Origin of the sequence: Rubrivirga sp. SAORIC476, from assembly GCF_002283555.1 — a bacterium.
Taxonomy (GTDB): domain Bacteria; phylum Bacteroidota; class Rhodothermia; order Rhodothermales; family Rubricoccaceae; genus Rubrivirga.
This window is the reverse complement of the sequence record NZ_MVOI01000003.1, coordinates 131,678-146,437: the sequence shown is the minus strand read 5'-3', so window position 1 is coordinate 146,437 and position 14,760 is coordinate 131,678. Positions and strand designations below refer to the sequence as shown.

Below are 14,760 nucleotides of genomic sequence, written 5' to 3'. Positions count from 1 at the left end.
GGAGCCGGTCGCGGAGCCGGTCGCGGAGCGTGTGGCCGCCTCCCAGCCCGCCGCCGTGGGACCGCCTGCCGTCTCCGGCACGGACTCGCGCGCCAGGATGCTGTGGGGAGGGACTGTCCTCGTGCTCCTCCTCGTGGCCTTGGCCGTCTACGCCATCGCGTTCTGAGGTTCGCCCCGGCCGGTCGGTCCGAGTGCATCGGCTCTCCAGTCCTGCACCGACGTATCACTCCCCCTGTCATTCCCCTTCGAGCCATGACCGACGACGACTGGCGCCAGCGCCTCACCCCCGAGCAGTACCGCATCCTCCGCGAGGGGGGCACCGAGCGCGCCTTCACGGGCGCCTACCACGACGAGAAGGCGGACGGCGAGTACCGGTGCGCCGGCTGCGGCGCAACGCTCTTCCAGAGCGAGACCAAGTTCGACAGTGGCAGCGGCTGGCCCAGCTTCACAGACGCCATCGGCGGGGCGGTGACGCTCCGTGACGACCGGTCGCATGGGATGGTGCGCATCGAGGCGCTCTGCACGGTCTGTGGGGGCCACCTCGGTCATCTCTTCGACGACGGGCCGCGGGACCGGGGCGGCCTCCGCTACTGCGTCAACTCCGCCAGCCTGGTCCTCGACCGCGCCGAGGCAGGCGAGGCCGCGCCGGATGGAGAGAGGTCGTGAGCGGAAGAGCGGCCCGGCCGGGTCACGACGCTGGGGCGGTACGGCCAGTGGGTAGCGGGCCGATGAGTACCTCACCGACACTCGTCTCCCGGTAGTAGTCCAGGCCCAGGGTCTCGGCGAAGGCGTCTGCGTTGCCCGTGCCGAGCCCGCAGACCGCGATGCCGAGGGCGGCACCGGCCAGCCACAGCGACTGATAGAGGGCACCGACTTCCTTGAGCACGAGGCTGTACGCGATCGACTCGTACTTCCAGGCTGTCCGCGCGAAGCGAGCCGTGACCACCAGCAGGATCGGGGCGAGCGCCTCCGCGCCCGCCGCTCTCGCCCCGTCGCGGATGAGGGTCTCGATGTCCTCCGCATCCGCAGCGACCGGGTTGAGCGCGTGGTCGGCGGGCTGGTATCGGTAGGCGCCGGGCGAGAGCCCCTCGCACGTGCGCACGAGGACGAACAGCCCAGTCGGGTAAGTGGCGCCTCCACTCGGATAGGGGCGCCGCCGCCGACCCTGACTGTGGGTCTCGCGAACGGCGAGCGACAGGAGCGCGCCGAGGTCGGCGACGGAAAAGGGTTCGCCTCCGTAGTCGCGCGTCGAGGTTCTGCGTTCGAAGGCTTCCGAGAGAGGCATTCGACCGCGGCGGCCGTGCCCAGGCAAGGGGACGCGGTCCGGAGAGGGCGGAGGGAGGACCTCCAGGGGCATCTCGGCGCCAAACCGATAGGTCCCCCCGATGGGGGCGTTCGTCCGCCCGTGGCGGGTGCGGGCGTGAAAGAGCAGGTCGTGGAATTCCCAGGTCGACAGCGAGGGCGCGTCGTCGGCCTCGGTGCCGTCGGCAGGCGAGAGGAATCCGTGCTCGACGAGCAGGTCGAGCGCATTCCGCGTGGCCTCTCGCGAGGCAGGAGGGAGTGCGTCCAGGAGGGCGGCCAGCGAGACCGGGCGCGACAGACGATGCAGCAGGGCCAGAAGGCCCTCGCTGGCCGGGAGCCGCGCCGGTGTCAGCGACGACTCCAGCACGAGACTCTGCCCATCGTGTCGGAGGTACGCGAATCGGGACAGGACGTAGCGAGGTGTCGGAAGGCCGTCCGGTTCGGGCATCGGTAGAGGCGAGGGGGACAGGATGATAAGGGTCTACATTGCGGGCGATGAATCGACTTCGTCTCAGCGATCGCGCCCTCTTCGTCCCGACGGAGCATGGCCTCCGTGTTCTCACTGCCGACGCGAGGCATCTCCTGAGTGGCGACGCCGCAGCGCCGTTGTTCGCCCAACTTCGACATGCGCTCGACGGCCGCTACTCTGCGACCGAGATCGTGGACGCGAGCCCTCCGGAGGTCCGGGACCGGGTGGCGACGGTTCTGTCCCAACTCGATGCGGCGGGAGCTTTCGCGCCACCGCCGCCCTCACCGCCTCGGTGTCTCGCGTGGAGACCGCGGGCGGCCGACGGGATCCCCGGCCTCGGCGCGGTATTCGATGTCGAGGCCTCGGCGGACGTGCTGCTCACGGACGATCGTGCGGCGGTCTGGAGCCATCTCGATGTCCTCACGCAGCGTGAGCGGCCCCTCGCGGTCGTGCTCGTCGCATCACTCCCGCTGGACTCGGTCGAGCGAGCATTCCTGACAGAGCTCGCTCGCTCGATGGCGACCCGCTCGACCTCGGCGGTGTTCGAGGCAGGGGAGCGAGGCCTTTGCGAGGGCGTGCTGACGACCGAGGCCTCCGCTCCGGCGTGGGAACAGCAACTGAGCCTCGTCGAGGCGACGCTGGTCCCTCAGGTGCCGCTCGTCGGTGCGGTCGCGGCGCTCGACGGGCTGCCGCTCCTCGTGCAGACGCTCGGGCTGGACGTGTCCGTCGTCCGCCAGTGTGCCGCAGACGGCTTCCTCGCCTCCCTTGCCTGCGGGTCTCTCGTCTTCCATGCCGACCGCAGTGCCGCCGTCTGCCGACTCCGTGCGCTCGAAGCCCGCGCCTGGACGCTCCGGGACCGCGACGCCCGGCCCGGCCTCGTCGACCTCGGGGAGAGCGCTGAGGCGGCCGGACGGATGGCCGTCGCCTCGGCGCGAGCCGCCCAGCGGGACGGGGTGGACCTGAGCGCACGCTCGCTGTCGCTTCCGGGTGGAGTGCATGCGCTGGAGGCCGGAGGGCGCTGGGTCGTCCGGTGGTCCGAGGCGGAGGCGGTCACGGCGGCGCTGGTCGCCGCGCTCGGTGCCGCGCAGGGAGTCTCCGTGGACGCGCGCATCGCCACATCTCCCCCCGACCCGGAGGGGGCGGGGGAGGCCCTCGTTCGCGTGCTACCTGGAGGCGAGCCCCGTGTCGACTCCATCGACGTGTGGGGACGGCGACTGTACGGGGTGCGCGATGACGGGTAGCGCCCCTTCCATGTCACCTCGGCTGCCTGCCGCTTTCGCAGAGGCCCTCCGTGTGTCTGCGACGGGACCTCCGGTCAGGGTCGACCTCCTGCTGGACCTCGATGCGGTCGCGGAGCAAGCCCGCCAGGCAGGAGGGCCTGCGCAAACGCGCCACGTTCTCGTGGGGTACGACCGGGTGTTGGTGGTGCACACCGAGGCCCGTCCAGACGCCCCCTGCATCGCGTGCGTCGCCCGTCATGCCCTCGACAACCACCCGTACGCGGAGGTCGATGCCCTCTGGGAGGAGGTCCAGCACCACGGCTTCCGAGCCACCTACGATCCCGACGCGCTGGGTCTGGTGCCGCACCTGCTCGCCGAGTGCCCGTCGGGTGCCGCTCGCGTATGGATCCCGGGCGTTCCGGAGGTCTTGGTCGGCGCCGTCTACCGCCACCCCCGTTGCCAGACGCCGTGGCATCCCCCCGTCGGGGCTCCGAGCGGGGCGCTGCGCCTGGCCTCTCGCCTGCTCAACGAGAGCCTCCGCGGCGGCACGCCCGACGTCGACGGCCTCCTCTCGCCGACCGGCCCGATCCGACGGGAGAAAATGGTGCACGGGCAGGCCGGGCTGGTGTCCTGCATCACCGAGAGCATGCGGCATCGCGGCTCCCGGGTCGAGATTTGCGGAGGCGCCAGCCGGACCCCCACTTTCGCTGCCCGCTCGGCCCGGTGCGAGTCGGTCGAGCGCTACCAGGTCACGTACGAACCGGCGGACTCCCAGACCGTGCGTGCACCCGTGAGCGACGCCCTGACGATGCATCGAGATCGGTACCCCGACGAAGACGCGGCGCACGTCATCGACCCGGACCGGCTCTTTTTCTCGGTCCGCGACGAGCCCGAGGCGGGGCGCTACGACGCTGCAACGCCGCTCCGCTGGACGACGGCGACCAGCGTCACCCGCGACGCCGTGTGCCTCGTTCCCGCGCAGGCAGTCTGGATGGCGCCCATCGCGCGGCGGGGCGCCCCCCACGTCCGCGCCTCCACGAACGGGTGCGCGCTGGGCACGAGCGTCGAGGAGGCGGCCCTCCACGCGGTCCTGGAACTGGCCGAGCGCGACGGGTTCGTGACCTCCTGGCTACTCCGCCGACGGTGCCGCGCCATCGACCCCACCTCGGTCGAGAACGCGGCCTTCCAGGCGCTCTCCGACCGGGTCGCAGCCACGCATCCTGCGTACGCGCTCCACTACCTCGACACGACGAGCGACCTCGGCATCCCGTCGGTGTGGCTCCTGGCCCTCCGTGCCGACGGTGCGCTGGGACCGGCGACGCTCACCACCGGCGGCGGCGGGCTCTCCGTCGCCGACGCGATGGCGGGCGCCCTCCGCGAACTCGCGGGGCAACTCCGCCAGGCCGACCCTCAGGGGGCCGGGCCGCGACACACCGAGGCGTACATCGCGGAACTCGAAGCCGACCCGATGCGCGTTCTTGACGTGGGGGATCACGGCGCGTACTACGCCGGGCCTGGCGCGCGGGCCCGCCTCGAGGCCTTCTGCCCCCCGTCGGGGGTGGTCGCCGCCGAGCAGGTCCAGGCGACGGCTCTCTTCCCGACGCTTCCGGTGGCCGACCCCAGGGACATCCTCAACGCCATCGCCCACCGCCTCGGCGAGCTCGGCTCCGAACTCGTGCTCAAGGACCTCACGGTGACCCCCTTCCGCGAGCGCGGCCTGTTCTGTGTCCGCGCGCTCGCCCCGGACCTGTTCCCGGTCTCGTTCGGCCACGACAGCCAGCGCGTGGCGGTCACGGACCGGCTCCAACGCCTCGCCGAGGCGTACGGCGTGCCCGTCCCGCGCACGGTGGAGGACCTGAATCCCGACGTGCATCCCTTCGCGTGAGGAGCACGGGGAGGAGTCAGGAAATGAAGCTGTTGAAGTCGCAGAGGGCGCGGTAGTACTCGTCGGTCTCGTAGAGGACGTCGTGCGAGCCGTCGGCCACGATGCGGCCGTCGCGCATCACGATGACACGGTCCGCGCTCCGGACGGTCGAGAGGCGGTGCGCGATGATGAGCGACGTGCGGCCCTCGACGAGTCGGTCGAGCGCGCGGAGCACCTCGCGCTCGTTCTCGAAGTCCAGCGCCGAGGTCGGCTCGTCGAGCAGGATCAATTCGGGGTCGCGGACGAGCGCACGCGCGACCAGCAGCCGCTGGCGCTGACCGCCGGACATGGTGTCGTCGGAGAACACCTCGTCCAGGCCCTTGTCGAGGGTGGCCACCTCGTCCCACATGTTGACGCGGGTCAGCACCTCCTTGAGTTCGGCCTCAGAGCGCGATCGCGTCCCGATGCACAGGTTGTCGCGGATCGAGACGTCGAACAGGAAGTCGCTCTGGCTGACGACGCCGATCCGTCGGCGGTAGGCGTTCAGGTCGTCCACGAGCGCCGGGTCCTCGCCGCCGACGCGCACCTGCCCGGCCGAGGGCTGGAGAAAGCCGATCAGGAGGCGGAAGAGGGTCGTCTTGCCCGCTCCGCTCTTTCCGATCAGCGCGACGCGCTCGCCGGGCCGGATGTCGAGGTGGAGGTCCTTCAGGATCGGAGTGTCCTCGCGGTATCCGAACGTGACGCCGTCGAGCTGGACGCGGCCCGGCTCACGTCGGGGGGCGCCCAGGGCTGGCGTGTCGACGACTGGCGCGGGCAAGAGGGCGCCGTCGCCCATCGACACGGGCGTCGTCGTCTCGACCTCCATGTCGATCACCTCGAAGTACTTGATCAGGTCCTCGGAGACGGTGGCGAGCTGGCGGTACTGGCGGGCGAGGCCCTGGACCGGGTTCAGCAGCAGGCCCGCGATGATGTAGGCCGAGAACAGGTCGGCGATCGACAGCCGCCCCGCGCCCAGCATCACGAAGCTGACCGCGAGCGCGCCCACCACCGTCGCGGTCCGCAGAATCCCCAGGACGGCGCCGAGGCGGGACTCGTAGACGTCTTCTCGGTACTGCGCCTTTCGCCGCCGTTCGACGAGGCGCTGCACGTCGGCGGTGACGCCGACCGAGGCCGTGAGCGCCTTCACGGTCAGCATGCCGTTGATGATCTCCAGCATTCGCGAGACCAGCGGGTAGCCGGTCGCGAGGGCCTGGCTGTGCAACTCGCGGAGCCGCCCCGTCGTCGCGAGCACGTACGCGGCCATCGTCCCCCCGCCGATCAGCAGCGCCACGAGGATGGGCCAGCCGATGGTCGCCATGACGACGGCCAGCACCACGAGCGTGATCACGTTGAGGGTGCCCTGCACGACGACGGTCGTGAACGTCCGCGTCACGTTCATCACGTCGATCACGCGCTGGAACAGGCTGGTCGTCCGCCGCATGTGGAGGAACTGCGGCACCCGGACGTTGAGCACGGTCTCGTAGTACGACAGCAGCGCGCGCTCGCTCAACTCGGTGTAGACCGACGCCTGGACCCGGTTGACCAGGTGGCCGACGCCCTGCTGCGTCGCCATGACGGCGAAGTAGCCGAGCAGCGCGAGCGCGACGGCGTCGGCCTCCCCAGCGCGGATCGAGCGCTCGACGGTGCGGAACAGGAGCGGAATGAATGCCGCCGACGCCGAGAACAGCAGCGACAGGGCTGCGGCGACGCCCAGCCGCCAGCGCGCAGGGGCGAGCTCCCGGGCGAACCGCAGCACGGGGCCGACGGCGATTCGCTTGGGGGGAGCCGACGGGGTCAGCCACTCGTTGTTCTTCGTGTACCGGGACATCGGATGGGACGGTTGGTGAGGGTCAGGCCCCTCGGGCCATGACGCCGCGGAGACGGTCGGCGAGGTCGACGTCGTAGAGGTCCTCGACGGCGCGGTAGGCGAAGTGACCGAACGCGAACCGGTCGACCACGGAGAACCCGAGCTGCGGGAGGAGCAGGTACAGCAGGTTGACGTTCATGCGAGTCAGCACGAGACCCCGGCGGCCACAGAACCGGTCGAAGGCGTCGTCGTCGCCGAACAGGACGGACAGGAACGGGGTCTCCCGCTCGGCACCCCCCATCGACAGACGCCCATGTTCGAGGTAGGTCCTCGGCTCGGACGGCACGACCGCGCCGAGCCGTCCGGCGTCGTAGAGGGCGGCGATCCGGTCCTGGAACCGTCGCTGGAGCGGCACCCACGCCGCCACCACCGGATCCTGAGAGAGGTCCCCGTGCTCCCACTCGGCGAGGGCCGCCTCGGCGACGGCATGGATGCCCTCCCGGTTGGCCGCGTAAGCTGCCTCGATGGATGCCGTGAGGGTGGCGGGCTTTCCCGCCGCGAAGCGTTCCCAGTGAGACCGGAACGAGAGGGACCCATCGACGAGGGAGCCGAGGAAAACGAGGCTCCGCAGGAAGTACAGCTTCAGGGCCTCGGCACGCGGGCTCGTCGCATCCAGGACGGCGTAGGCCGTCGGACGGCTCTCCGCGTAAAAGGCCTCGGTCAGGGTCGCGCCTTCCACCCCTAGGTGGCTGGCGGGGGTGTGGTAGGGCACCGCCGCCGTCACGTCGGCTCGGTACCCGAAGTCGATGCCGACCGCGTCCAGCCCTTCCTCGACGGAGAGCCGACGGGCCCGCTCGGGGTCGTAGCCGCCGTCGTCGGTGGTCGGCATCGTCTCGAAATGGTCGGCTGCCATGTCGGCGAGCCTCTCCAGTACGCTCGACGCCGTACCTGCGTCGGCTCGGACGTTGACGCGGACGTGGGCGCCCCCCACGTACCCGCGTGTCCAGTAGCTCTCGCACACCGATCCGAGGTCCTGCTCCCACGCGCGGATGACGTCGAGCACCACTCGGTTGGGGTGCCCGGAGTAGACCGCGAGGGTATGCCAGGAGGGCGTGCGCGGTGGCGTCATCGGGCCGGCGGGGTAAGGTCCACCATGAGCTCAGAGGTGGTGGGGTGGCCGTCCACACGGAGCAGACCCTCGATGTCGGGCCGGGCCGGGCTCAGGAGGACGAGGTCGGTGGGGCGAAGCTTGCGGACGCGGCGCAGGAAGCTGGCTGCGCTGAGGGCGCTGCCGAGGTCGAGGTAGCGGGGCTTCGCCGTGCGCGCGCGCGGGCCGGTCGTGGTGTAGTAGTACGCGGTCGGGTCGGGCCCAATGGTCTCGTGGAGCCAGCCGGCGAGCGTCGTGGCCGACCGAGAGTCGTCGGCGAGGCGGGGCGGCAGCGCGCCGCGTGGGACCGCCCAGCGCTCCCGCCGGACACACACCGACCCGAAGCGCGCACCGGGCTCGTACGTGACCGCGTCGGAGAGGGGGACCGGACGCTCGAACGGATTCACGAAGGCGTCTGCGTAGTCAGTCAGCAGCACACGGTATTCCAGGGCCAGCTCGCGGCTGAGGACCAGCCCATCGTGCACGAAGCGGAGTCGCTGCCCGGTCGAGGCTCGCCAGAGGCACACCTCGCCGTCCTGCTCCGACATCTCGATGTCCGTCGGGAGGATCCAGTCCTCGAACAGAGAGCGGTGGCGCTGGGTCACGGCAAAGCCGACTCGGCTGGAACGCGCCGCATCGTTGAGGTTGGACTGGAGGGGATCGTAGATGGAGACGGTGAGGGCACCGCCCGGCTCCCTGCACGTCGTGTCCTCCAGCACCCAGCCACCGGGCAGGAAGCGGCGGAGGAACCGCCCTCCGCCGGCCCAGAGGTTCGTGAGGTAGAACATGCCCGACGCATAGTCGACGGCGCCCGTGACGGAGAGGGGCGAGGGGGGAGGTAGGGTCTGCGTCCACGCGGCGAGTGTCGCGGGGGAGATCTCGCCGGCGGCCTCTCGATATCTGGCTGCCGAGGCCGGAGGAGGGACGCTGCCCGAGAGAGCGGGCAGAGGCTGGGTGCGCAATTCCGTGATCACGTCGAGGTACCGGACACGCCCTTTCCCGTGGAGGTCCGAGAGGAGGCGCTCCCGGAGCGCAGCGCGGGTCCTCGGCACACTCGGCAGGGCGCCGAGGACCCGCGCCAGCGTGCCGAGGTCGGCGGCGATCCGCGCGTGCGCCTCGTCATGGCCCGCGCCGATCCAGGGCGAGGCGTAGCGCGTGACGTATGCGGGGGGCTGGGACGAGGCCGACGCCCGCTCCATCACCGCGGACCCGAACAGGCGGTCGCCATCGAACCGGAGCGGGAGGTCACCGAGTGCGCCCGTGCGCCCGTGCACCGCCCGCAGGCGTGCCGCGCGTTCAGCCGAAAGGCCGCCTGCCTCCAGATCGTCCACGAGGCGGGACGGGTCGCGGATCAGGAAGCGGGTCAGGATGCGAGCGCGGACGAGCGTGTCGAGGGCGCTCCGGACGGCCTCCGGTGCCATGCCTGCATCCACGAGGGCTTCCTTCGCGGCGGACTCCCGGAGCGGGGGGCCAGAGAGGCACTCCAGCATTCGCAGGAGCCCCTCTGAGACAGGCACGCTCCGGACTTCCATCAGCCCGCCGCCGGACATCACCGACACCCGGAGCGTCGCGCCGTCCTCTACAGAGTAGGGCGATGCCATGACGAACGGGTCTACGGCCTCCCCGTTCGCCGTGGCCAGAAGGTGGCGTTCCAGGACGTGGGCGTGCGGAAGGCTGAGTGCGAGACGGGCCGCCTCGGCCAGGGCGTACGGAGATCCGGGTGGCATGCTGACCTGTCCGTAGAGAAAGAACGGGTTCGCCTTGCTTGAGAAGCGGGTCGCGACCTCGTAGAGCGAGGTCTCCACCTTTGCGTACCGAGTCTCCGTCCGATCGGCAACGGGGACACGGCCGTACTGTCGGACGGCGCGGGCGAGGTCCAGCCCGGCATAGTCGACCGCGGCCATGAACCGGTCGTCGTGGAGCAGGGCGTCGAGTGCCTGCCGCTCGTCGCGTCTCGTCGCCACGTCGGCCTGGTCGGCGGCACGGTCCGCGTCGCGTCGCGCTTGCTCGTAGGCGGATGCGAGATCGGCGAGCGTCGCGGGGAGCCCGTCCGTGTTATGGATCGCTCGGCCGTTGAACGCCGAACGCTTGACCCGCAGGGCCACCCGACGCTCGGGTGGGGGGAGGGTCGGCATGGCATCGTAGAGTGCTGCGACGAGCACGTCCCGGGCCACCTCCCGCGCGCGGTGGGCATCCCGGGCCGAGTCGAGGTGCTCACGGCGGGCCCCCAGCCCGCGGCCATAGGCACCGGACAGGGGCGCGCCAGCGAGCCGCATGGCGACGACTCGGGCATCAACCTGAGGGAGGACAGGGAGGGGTGCGTTCACCGGGTCACGTCCTGAAGCGCGGCGTGGGCGGACAGAAGAAAACGCGGGGGGCTCCATGGCCCCCCGCGCTGTACTGCTCCGTGTAGGACACCGAGCAGCGAGTTCGAACTGTGACGGACGCTACTGACCGATCTCCGGAGTGGTCTCGCGGGGGCCATCGTCGCACGAACCGCAGGAGTTCGTACAGCCATCGTCACAGCAGGACGCTGCGAACTCGGGCATGCCACGTCCAGCGGACTCCTGGAGGAGCGCGACGTCGGCATCGGTGACACCGCTGAGGTCGATGTCGAGGGTAAGGTTATCCATGGTGAGACGGGGGTGCGGCCAGTGGTGCATCCATTGACCTGGAGACAAGGAGGGCGGATTGCCCGAGAACATTTCGAGTATAGGTGAATGGGTGCGGTGATGCAATTGGTATCTGTCTGGGGCCGATCGGTCAGGGATGCCCTTATGTGCATCTTCTGGATCTCTGTACGTCTGTAATTCAGTAGGCTAGAATCCAAACCCGGAATCAGCTTCCGTTTCCGGGGCCTGCGGTGCTTCTCGGTCAGACGACGACCCGAATGAATAGCTGAGTGTAATAAATGCCTGCTGAATGGCTGGATTCCGGACTGCGATGAGCGGGACGGTGGCCCCGTCGAATGACTCGAAGGTGAAGGTCGATGTCGCGAAGAGGTCATTGACCCGGAGCGCAAGCGAGAGAGAGGGGGAGAGTTCATGCGCAGCCGCCAGGGAGACGATTCCAAACCCAGAGACGCGACCTGTCTCTGTCTCCTGAGGTCCGCGGTAGTACCCGAATGCCTGAATGCTCGTCCCCTCCGCAACCTGCACGCGGATGTTGCCTCGTGCAGTCGCCTGGACATCGTCGGATGAGAACGTGCTCCCGAGAGCCATGCCTGATGTCGTGGACCGGTAGAGGCTGCCTGCGACGTAGGCTCGGACGGGCCCTCGACGCTCGAACACGGAGAGGTCCACTCCGTAGCTCTCCTGGAGGTCGAGATTGGCGAGGCCGAACACCCGGGTCCCGCTCGTTCCCTCTGTGAGCAGACGACGGATGGGGCTCGTGGTACGGTTGTAGAAGGGCGTTACCGTAACCAGGTACTTGTACCGCGCGCTGACCTCGAATGCGTCTGTGTACTCGGGTGAGAGCGCCGGATTGCCCCGCCGGATCGTGAGCGTGTCCTCGAAGGAAGGGAAGGGGTTGAGCTGCGACGCACTGGGCCGCGAGATGCGGCGGCTGTAGCTGGCGCGCAGGTTGGATCCGGACCGACCTTGAATCGGGAGCGTCAGGAAGGCGCTCGGGAAGAGGTCCGTGTAGCGGTCGTCCGCCTCCCCCTCCAGAGGGGGAAGCCCGGCCAGCGGCGGCGCGTCGTTGAGGAGGTCGAAGGCGCGGGAGGTGGTTTCGACCCGGAGTCCGGCCAGGGTCTCGAGGCGCCCGAACGACCGCGACGCCTGGCCGTACGCGGCGAGAACCGTCTCGCGATAGGTGAGTGCGTTGGACCGCAGGGGGTCCGTGACGGCCACCTCCCCGATCGAGTAGTCCAGTGTGCCATCGACGGAGCGGCGCGTGAGGCGTCCTCCGGCCTCAATGAGCCCGGACCCGACCGGGCGCGTGTAGTCGGCTTTGGCATACGCGTCGACGACGGTTTGGTCCTCTGTGGACTGTTCGAGTCCGGTCAGGACGCCGGAGGCTCGCTCGGTAAACACATCGTCGTCGTCGGAACGGGTGCGGAACGCCTTGGCTTCCAGAGACAGGCGGTGCTGGGGGCCACGGCCGCGTGTCGGGGGCGGTGCGAAGTCGTGGTTGAGCACTGCCGCTGCGCTGGCGGTCAGGCCCGCCTCGTCCCCGTCGGCGAACCGCGTGCCGCTTTCGGGGCCGCCGCGGGTCGAAAACTGGCGGAGGTCCTCGGTCCCCGCCTGGTCACGCTGCCCGAGGACGCCTTCGAAAACCAACGCGGTTCGTGGGGCGGCAGCGTAGTCCACGCGCGCGGTGGTGAAGACGGAGAGGGTCTCCGTCGCCTCGTCATAGGCCTGGAATCCTGGCACACCGACGATCGGGACGCCCCGCTCGGTGGTTCCTGCGAGGTCGAAGGCGTCGTACCGGACGCCCAGCGTCCCGGTCGCGTCGAAGGCGCCTCGCTGGTAGGAGAGGGTCCCGCCGAGTTCGGCGGCCGGGGCCGTCCCCCCTCCGACGGTGGTCCCGCCCGAGAGCCCACGGTCTGTGTTCTGGACGAGGACGATGTTGATGATTCCGCCAGTCCCCTCGGGGTCGTAGCGCGCCGAGGGGTTCGGAATCACCTCGACGCTGCCGATCTGGCTGGACGAGATCTGCCGGAGGTATCCCGTCAGGAGCGCGCCTTGCAAGGGGACGGGTCGTCCGTTGACGTGAATCGCCACGTCCCCGTTGCCTCGGAGGGAGACGTTCCCGTCTACGTCCACATCGACCGAAGGGAGCGTCTGGAGCGTCTCCAGCGCGTTCCCGCCTGCTGTGACGGCCTGATTCTGCACGTCGTAGATCGTCCGGTCGCCGACCTGCTGCACCTCGGGTCGGTTGCCGACCACCTCGGCGCCGCCCAGCGCCTGCGCGGTCGCGGTGAGCCCGAGGCGGCCGAGGCGGACCGGTTCGGTGCCGACGACCGTGTCGCGGCGCACGGTGTCGTAGCCCAGGAAGCTGACGCGTACGCGGTACCCGCCAGCCGGTAGGCCGTCGAACCGAAACGCCCCCGCCGCGTCGGTCGCGACGCCGGTCACGAAGGACGAGTCGGCCGTGCTGTAGAGCGCGACGCTGGCGGGCGTCAGCGTGCTGTCCGTCGCGGTGTCCACGACCGTCCCGACGATCACCCCTGGGCCTTGGCCCTGTGCCCAACTGGTCGTGCTGAGCGCACACAGAACTCCGAGAAGCAAAGCGGTGCGTGGCCAGATATGCATTTGAAGAGCACTGTGGAGAGAGCCGGAAGAGGCAGGGATGCCGATCGGCGATAGAGTATACATGGGGCGTCGATGATTTGGTGTACCTTTGGGCAGCTTCCGGCCATTCCCTATGCTCTCACTCGTGGTGACTGGGGTGCTGGCGCTGTGGTTTGCGCTGGCGCTTCTCAACCAATTCCGTCACCCGCCGCTGAAGCGCCTGATGGCGTGGGTTCGGCGTCGGGATCGGTTGGGGCTGTTGCCGGGATGGGGCTTCTTTACCGCCGACGTCGGCACGACCGATGTCTTCGTGTATGCCCGTCGGCGAGGCCCCGACGGGACGCCGACGGGGTGGCACGCCGTCCCGACGGGGCGTCGGCAGGGCGTCCTTCGTCTCGTTCACCCCGACCGACGGATGCGGGTCGCTGTCTCGAACACGCGCCACTGGCTGCTCGCCCACCTCCATGCGTCGGACGGGACCTCGGGGCGGATCCGCGAGGGAGAGCCGTATCGTCTGCTCCTCCGTTATGCGGCCTCCACCGTGCCGCGCGAGACGACCCCGGAGGGGGAGGAGACGGCAGGCTGTCAGTTCCTGGTCGGAATCCGGGCCGAGCTGGGAGGCGCATCGCCCATCAAGCCGTTGCTCGTCTCGGCGTTTCACTCCGACGACGAGGGGATGGCGTCTCGCTGAGGGGGGGACCTCGGCGAACCCAGCCGCGGCCGTGGGGGAGCGATCTCGAGGAGACCGTCGGCTGGTGCGGTGACCCGTCCAGAGACTGCGCCCCACCGGGATGGAATGCGCTCGCCTACCCTAGCGGCCCGTGCTCGTAGCTGTCGATCGGAACAGGTGGTACTATCGATGCAGTCTCGTCGTTGAGCCCATCCCGCCTTCCCTGATGTCCATGTCTGCTCTGGCACTCGTCGTCGCCCTTCTCGTCGCTCCTTCTGTGCCAGTGGACTCGCTCGACGTCGAGGGTCGAGACGCCCGCTGGAGCGGGGTCGTGCCTCCCGGGGCCGCCATCGAGATCCAGAACGTGAGCGGAGAGATCCTGGCCGAACGGTCCGAGTCGGACGAGGTCGAGGTCGAGATCCAGCGGTTCGGGGCGGCATGGGAGACGGTCCGCCTCGACTTGGTGATGGGCGCCGACGGGAGCGTGTCGATCTGTGCGATCGCCGACGATGCGGAGTACCTCGAAGAGCGAGGCTACTCGGCCGAACTCGGCCCGAAAGGGTGCGTGCTGGGCGGCGGCGGGCGTCTCGGCGGCGTTGGTCGGGACGAGTCTGACGTCGGCGTCTCGTTCGTGGTCCGAGTCCCGGAGGGCGTCTCATTTCGGGCCCACACCTACGACGGGGACATCGAGGCGGCGCTACCGGGCGCCATCTCCGCCTTCACGAGCGATGGTGACATCTACCTCGACCTGTCCACGGTGGCCTGGAGCGGACCGGTCGACCTGCGGACCAACGACGGGGACGTGAGCGTGCGCCTCGCGGAGGGAACCGGCGTCGAGGTGGACGCCTTCAGCCGCTTCGGCCGCGTGCGGACGGACCTTCCGGTGTTCCGGGACCCCAGCACCGGGGCGGTCTATGGGCGAATCGGGGACGGAAGCCGAGGCCTGAAGATCCGCACGACCGAGGGCACCGTGCGGATCCGGACGGCCGGGCTGTAGCCCGGCGCGAA

The 14,760-nt window shown here is 69.8% G+C and carries 11 protein-coding genes; 5 read left to right on the top strand and 6 right to left on the bottom strand.

The window, feature by feature from the left end; all coding sequences use genetic code 11:
• Positions 1-252 precede the first annotated feature (252 nt).
• Positions 253-666, top strand: a complete 414-nt coding sequence (msrB, locus tag B1759_RS19565; RefSeq protein ID WP_095513452.1) for a peptide-methionine (R)-S-oxide reductase MsrB — start codon at positions 253-255, stop codon at positions 664-666.
• 22 nt (positions 667-688) lie between these two features.
• Here msrB and B1759_RS02445 read toward each other — a convergent pair whose 3' ends face one another.
• Positions 689-1,750, bottom strand: coding sequence for a SagB family peptide dehydrogenase (locus tag B1759_RS02445; RefSeq protein ID WP_095513451.1), 1,062 nt, complete (start codon positions 1,748-1,750; stop codon positions 689-691).
• A 47-nt stretch (positions 1,751-1,797) separates the two neighbouring features.
• On the opposite strand from B1759_RS02445, the gene B1759_RS19560 reads away from it, so the two are divergent.
• Entirely contained in the window at positions 1,798-3,012 is a 1,215-nt protein-coding gene (locus tag B1759_RS19560) for a hypothetical protein (protein WP_233134382.1), read from the top strand.
• A gap of 52 nt (positions 3,013-3,064) precedes the next feature.
• A complete protein-coding gene (locus B1759_RS02440; RefSeq protein ID WP_158225084.1) occupies positions 3,065-4,876 on the top strand; it encodes a YcaO-like family protein in 1,812 nt (603 codons plus the stop codon).
• 16 nt (positions 4,877-4,892) lie between these two features.
• Here B1759_RS02440 and B1759_RS02435 read toward each other — a convergent pair whose 3' ends face one another.
• The 5 genes from B1759_RS02435 to B1759_RS02415 all read right to left on the bottom strand — a co-directional run bounded on the left by B1759_RS02435 (position 4,893) and on the right by B1759_RS02415 (position 13,103).
• Positions 4,893-6,722, bottom strand: coding sequence for an ABC transporter ATP-binding protein (locus B1759_RS02435; protein ID WP_095513449.1), 1,830 nt, complete (start codon positions 6,720-6,722; stop codon positions 4,893-4,895).
• Between the two features lie 22 nt (positions 6,723-6,744).
• Positions 6,745-7,830, bottom strand: a complete 1,086-nt coding sequence (locus tag B1759_RS02430; RefSeq protein ID WP_095513448.1) for a lantibiotic dehydratase C-terminal domain-containing protein — start codon at positions 7,828-7,830, stop codon at positions 6,745-6,747.
• Complete coding sequence (locus tag B1759_RS02425) at positions 7,827-10,124, bottom strand: hypothetical protein (protein ID WP_095513447.1); 2,298 nt, start codon at positions 10,122-10,124, stop codon at positions 7,827-7,829. The genes B1759_RS02430 and B1759_RS02425 overlap by 4 nt, the downstream gene beginning before the upstream one ends.
• Positions 10,125-10,295: 171 nt before the next feature.
• On the bottom strand, positions 10,296-10,481 hold the full coding sequence (locus tag B1759_RS02420) for a hypothetical protein (protein WP_143537244.1): 186 nt from the start codon (positions 10,479-10,481) through the stop codon (positions 10,296-10,298).
• Between the two features lie 186 nt (positions 10,482-10,667).
• Entirely contained in the window at positions 10,668-13,103 is a 2,436-nt protein-coding gene (locus tag B1759_RS02415; RefSeq protein ID WP_255380486.1) for a TonB-dependent receptor domain-containing protein, read from the bottom strand.
• Between the two features lie 112 nt (positions 13,104-13,215).
• Between B1759_RS02415 and B1759_RS02410 the strand changes: the two genes are divergently transcribed.
• Positions 13,216-13,773, top strand: a complete 558-nt coding sequence (locus tag B1759_RS02410; protein WP_095513444.1) for a hypothetical protein — start codon at positions 13,216-13,218, stop codon at positions 13,771-13,773.
• Between the two features lie 211 nt (positions 13,774-13,984).
• Positions 13,985-14,749, top strand: a complete 765-nt coding sequence (locus B1759_RS02405) for a DUF4097 family beta strand repeat-containing protein (protein ID WP_143537243.1) — start codon at positions 13,985-13,987, stop codon at positions 14,747-14,749.
• Positions 14,750-14,760: the final 11 nt, after the last annotated feature.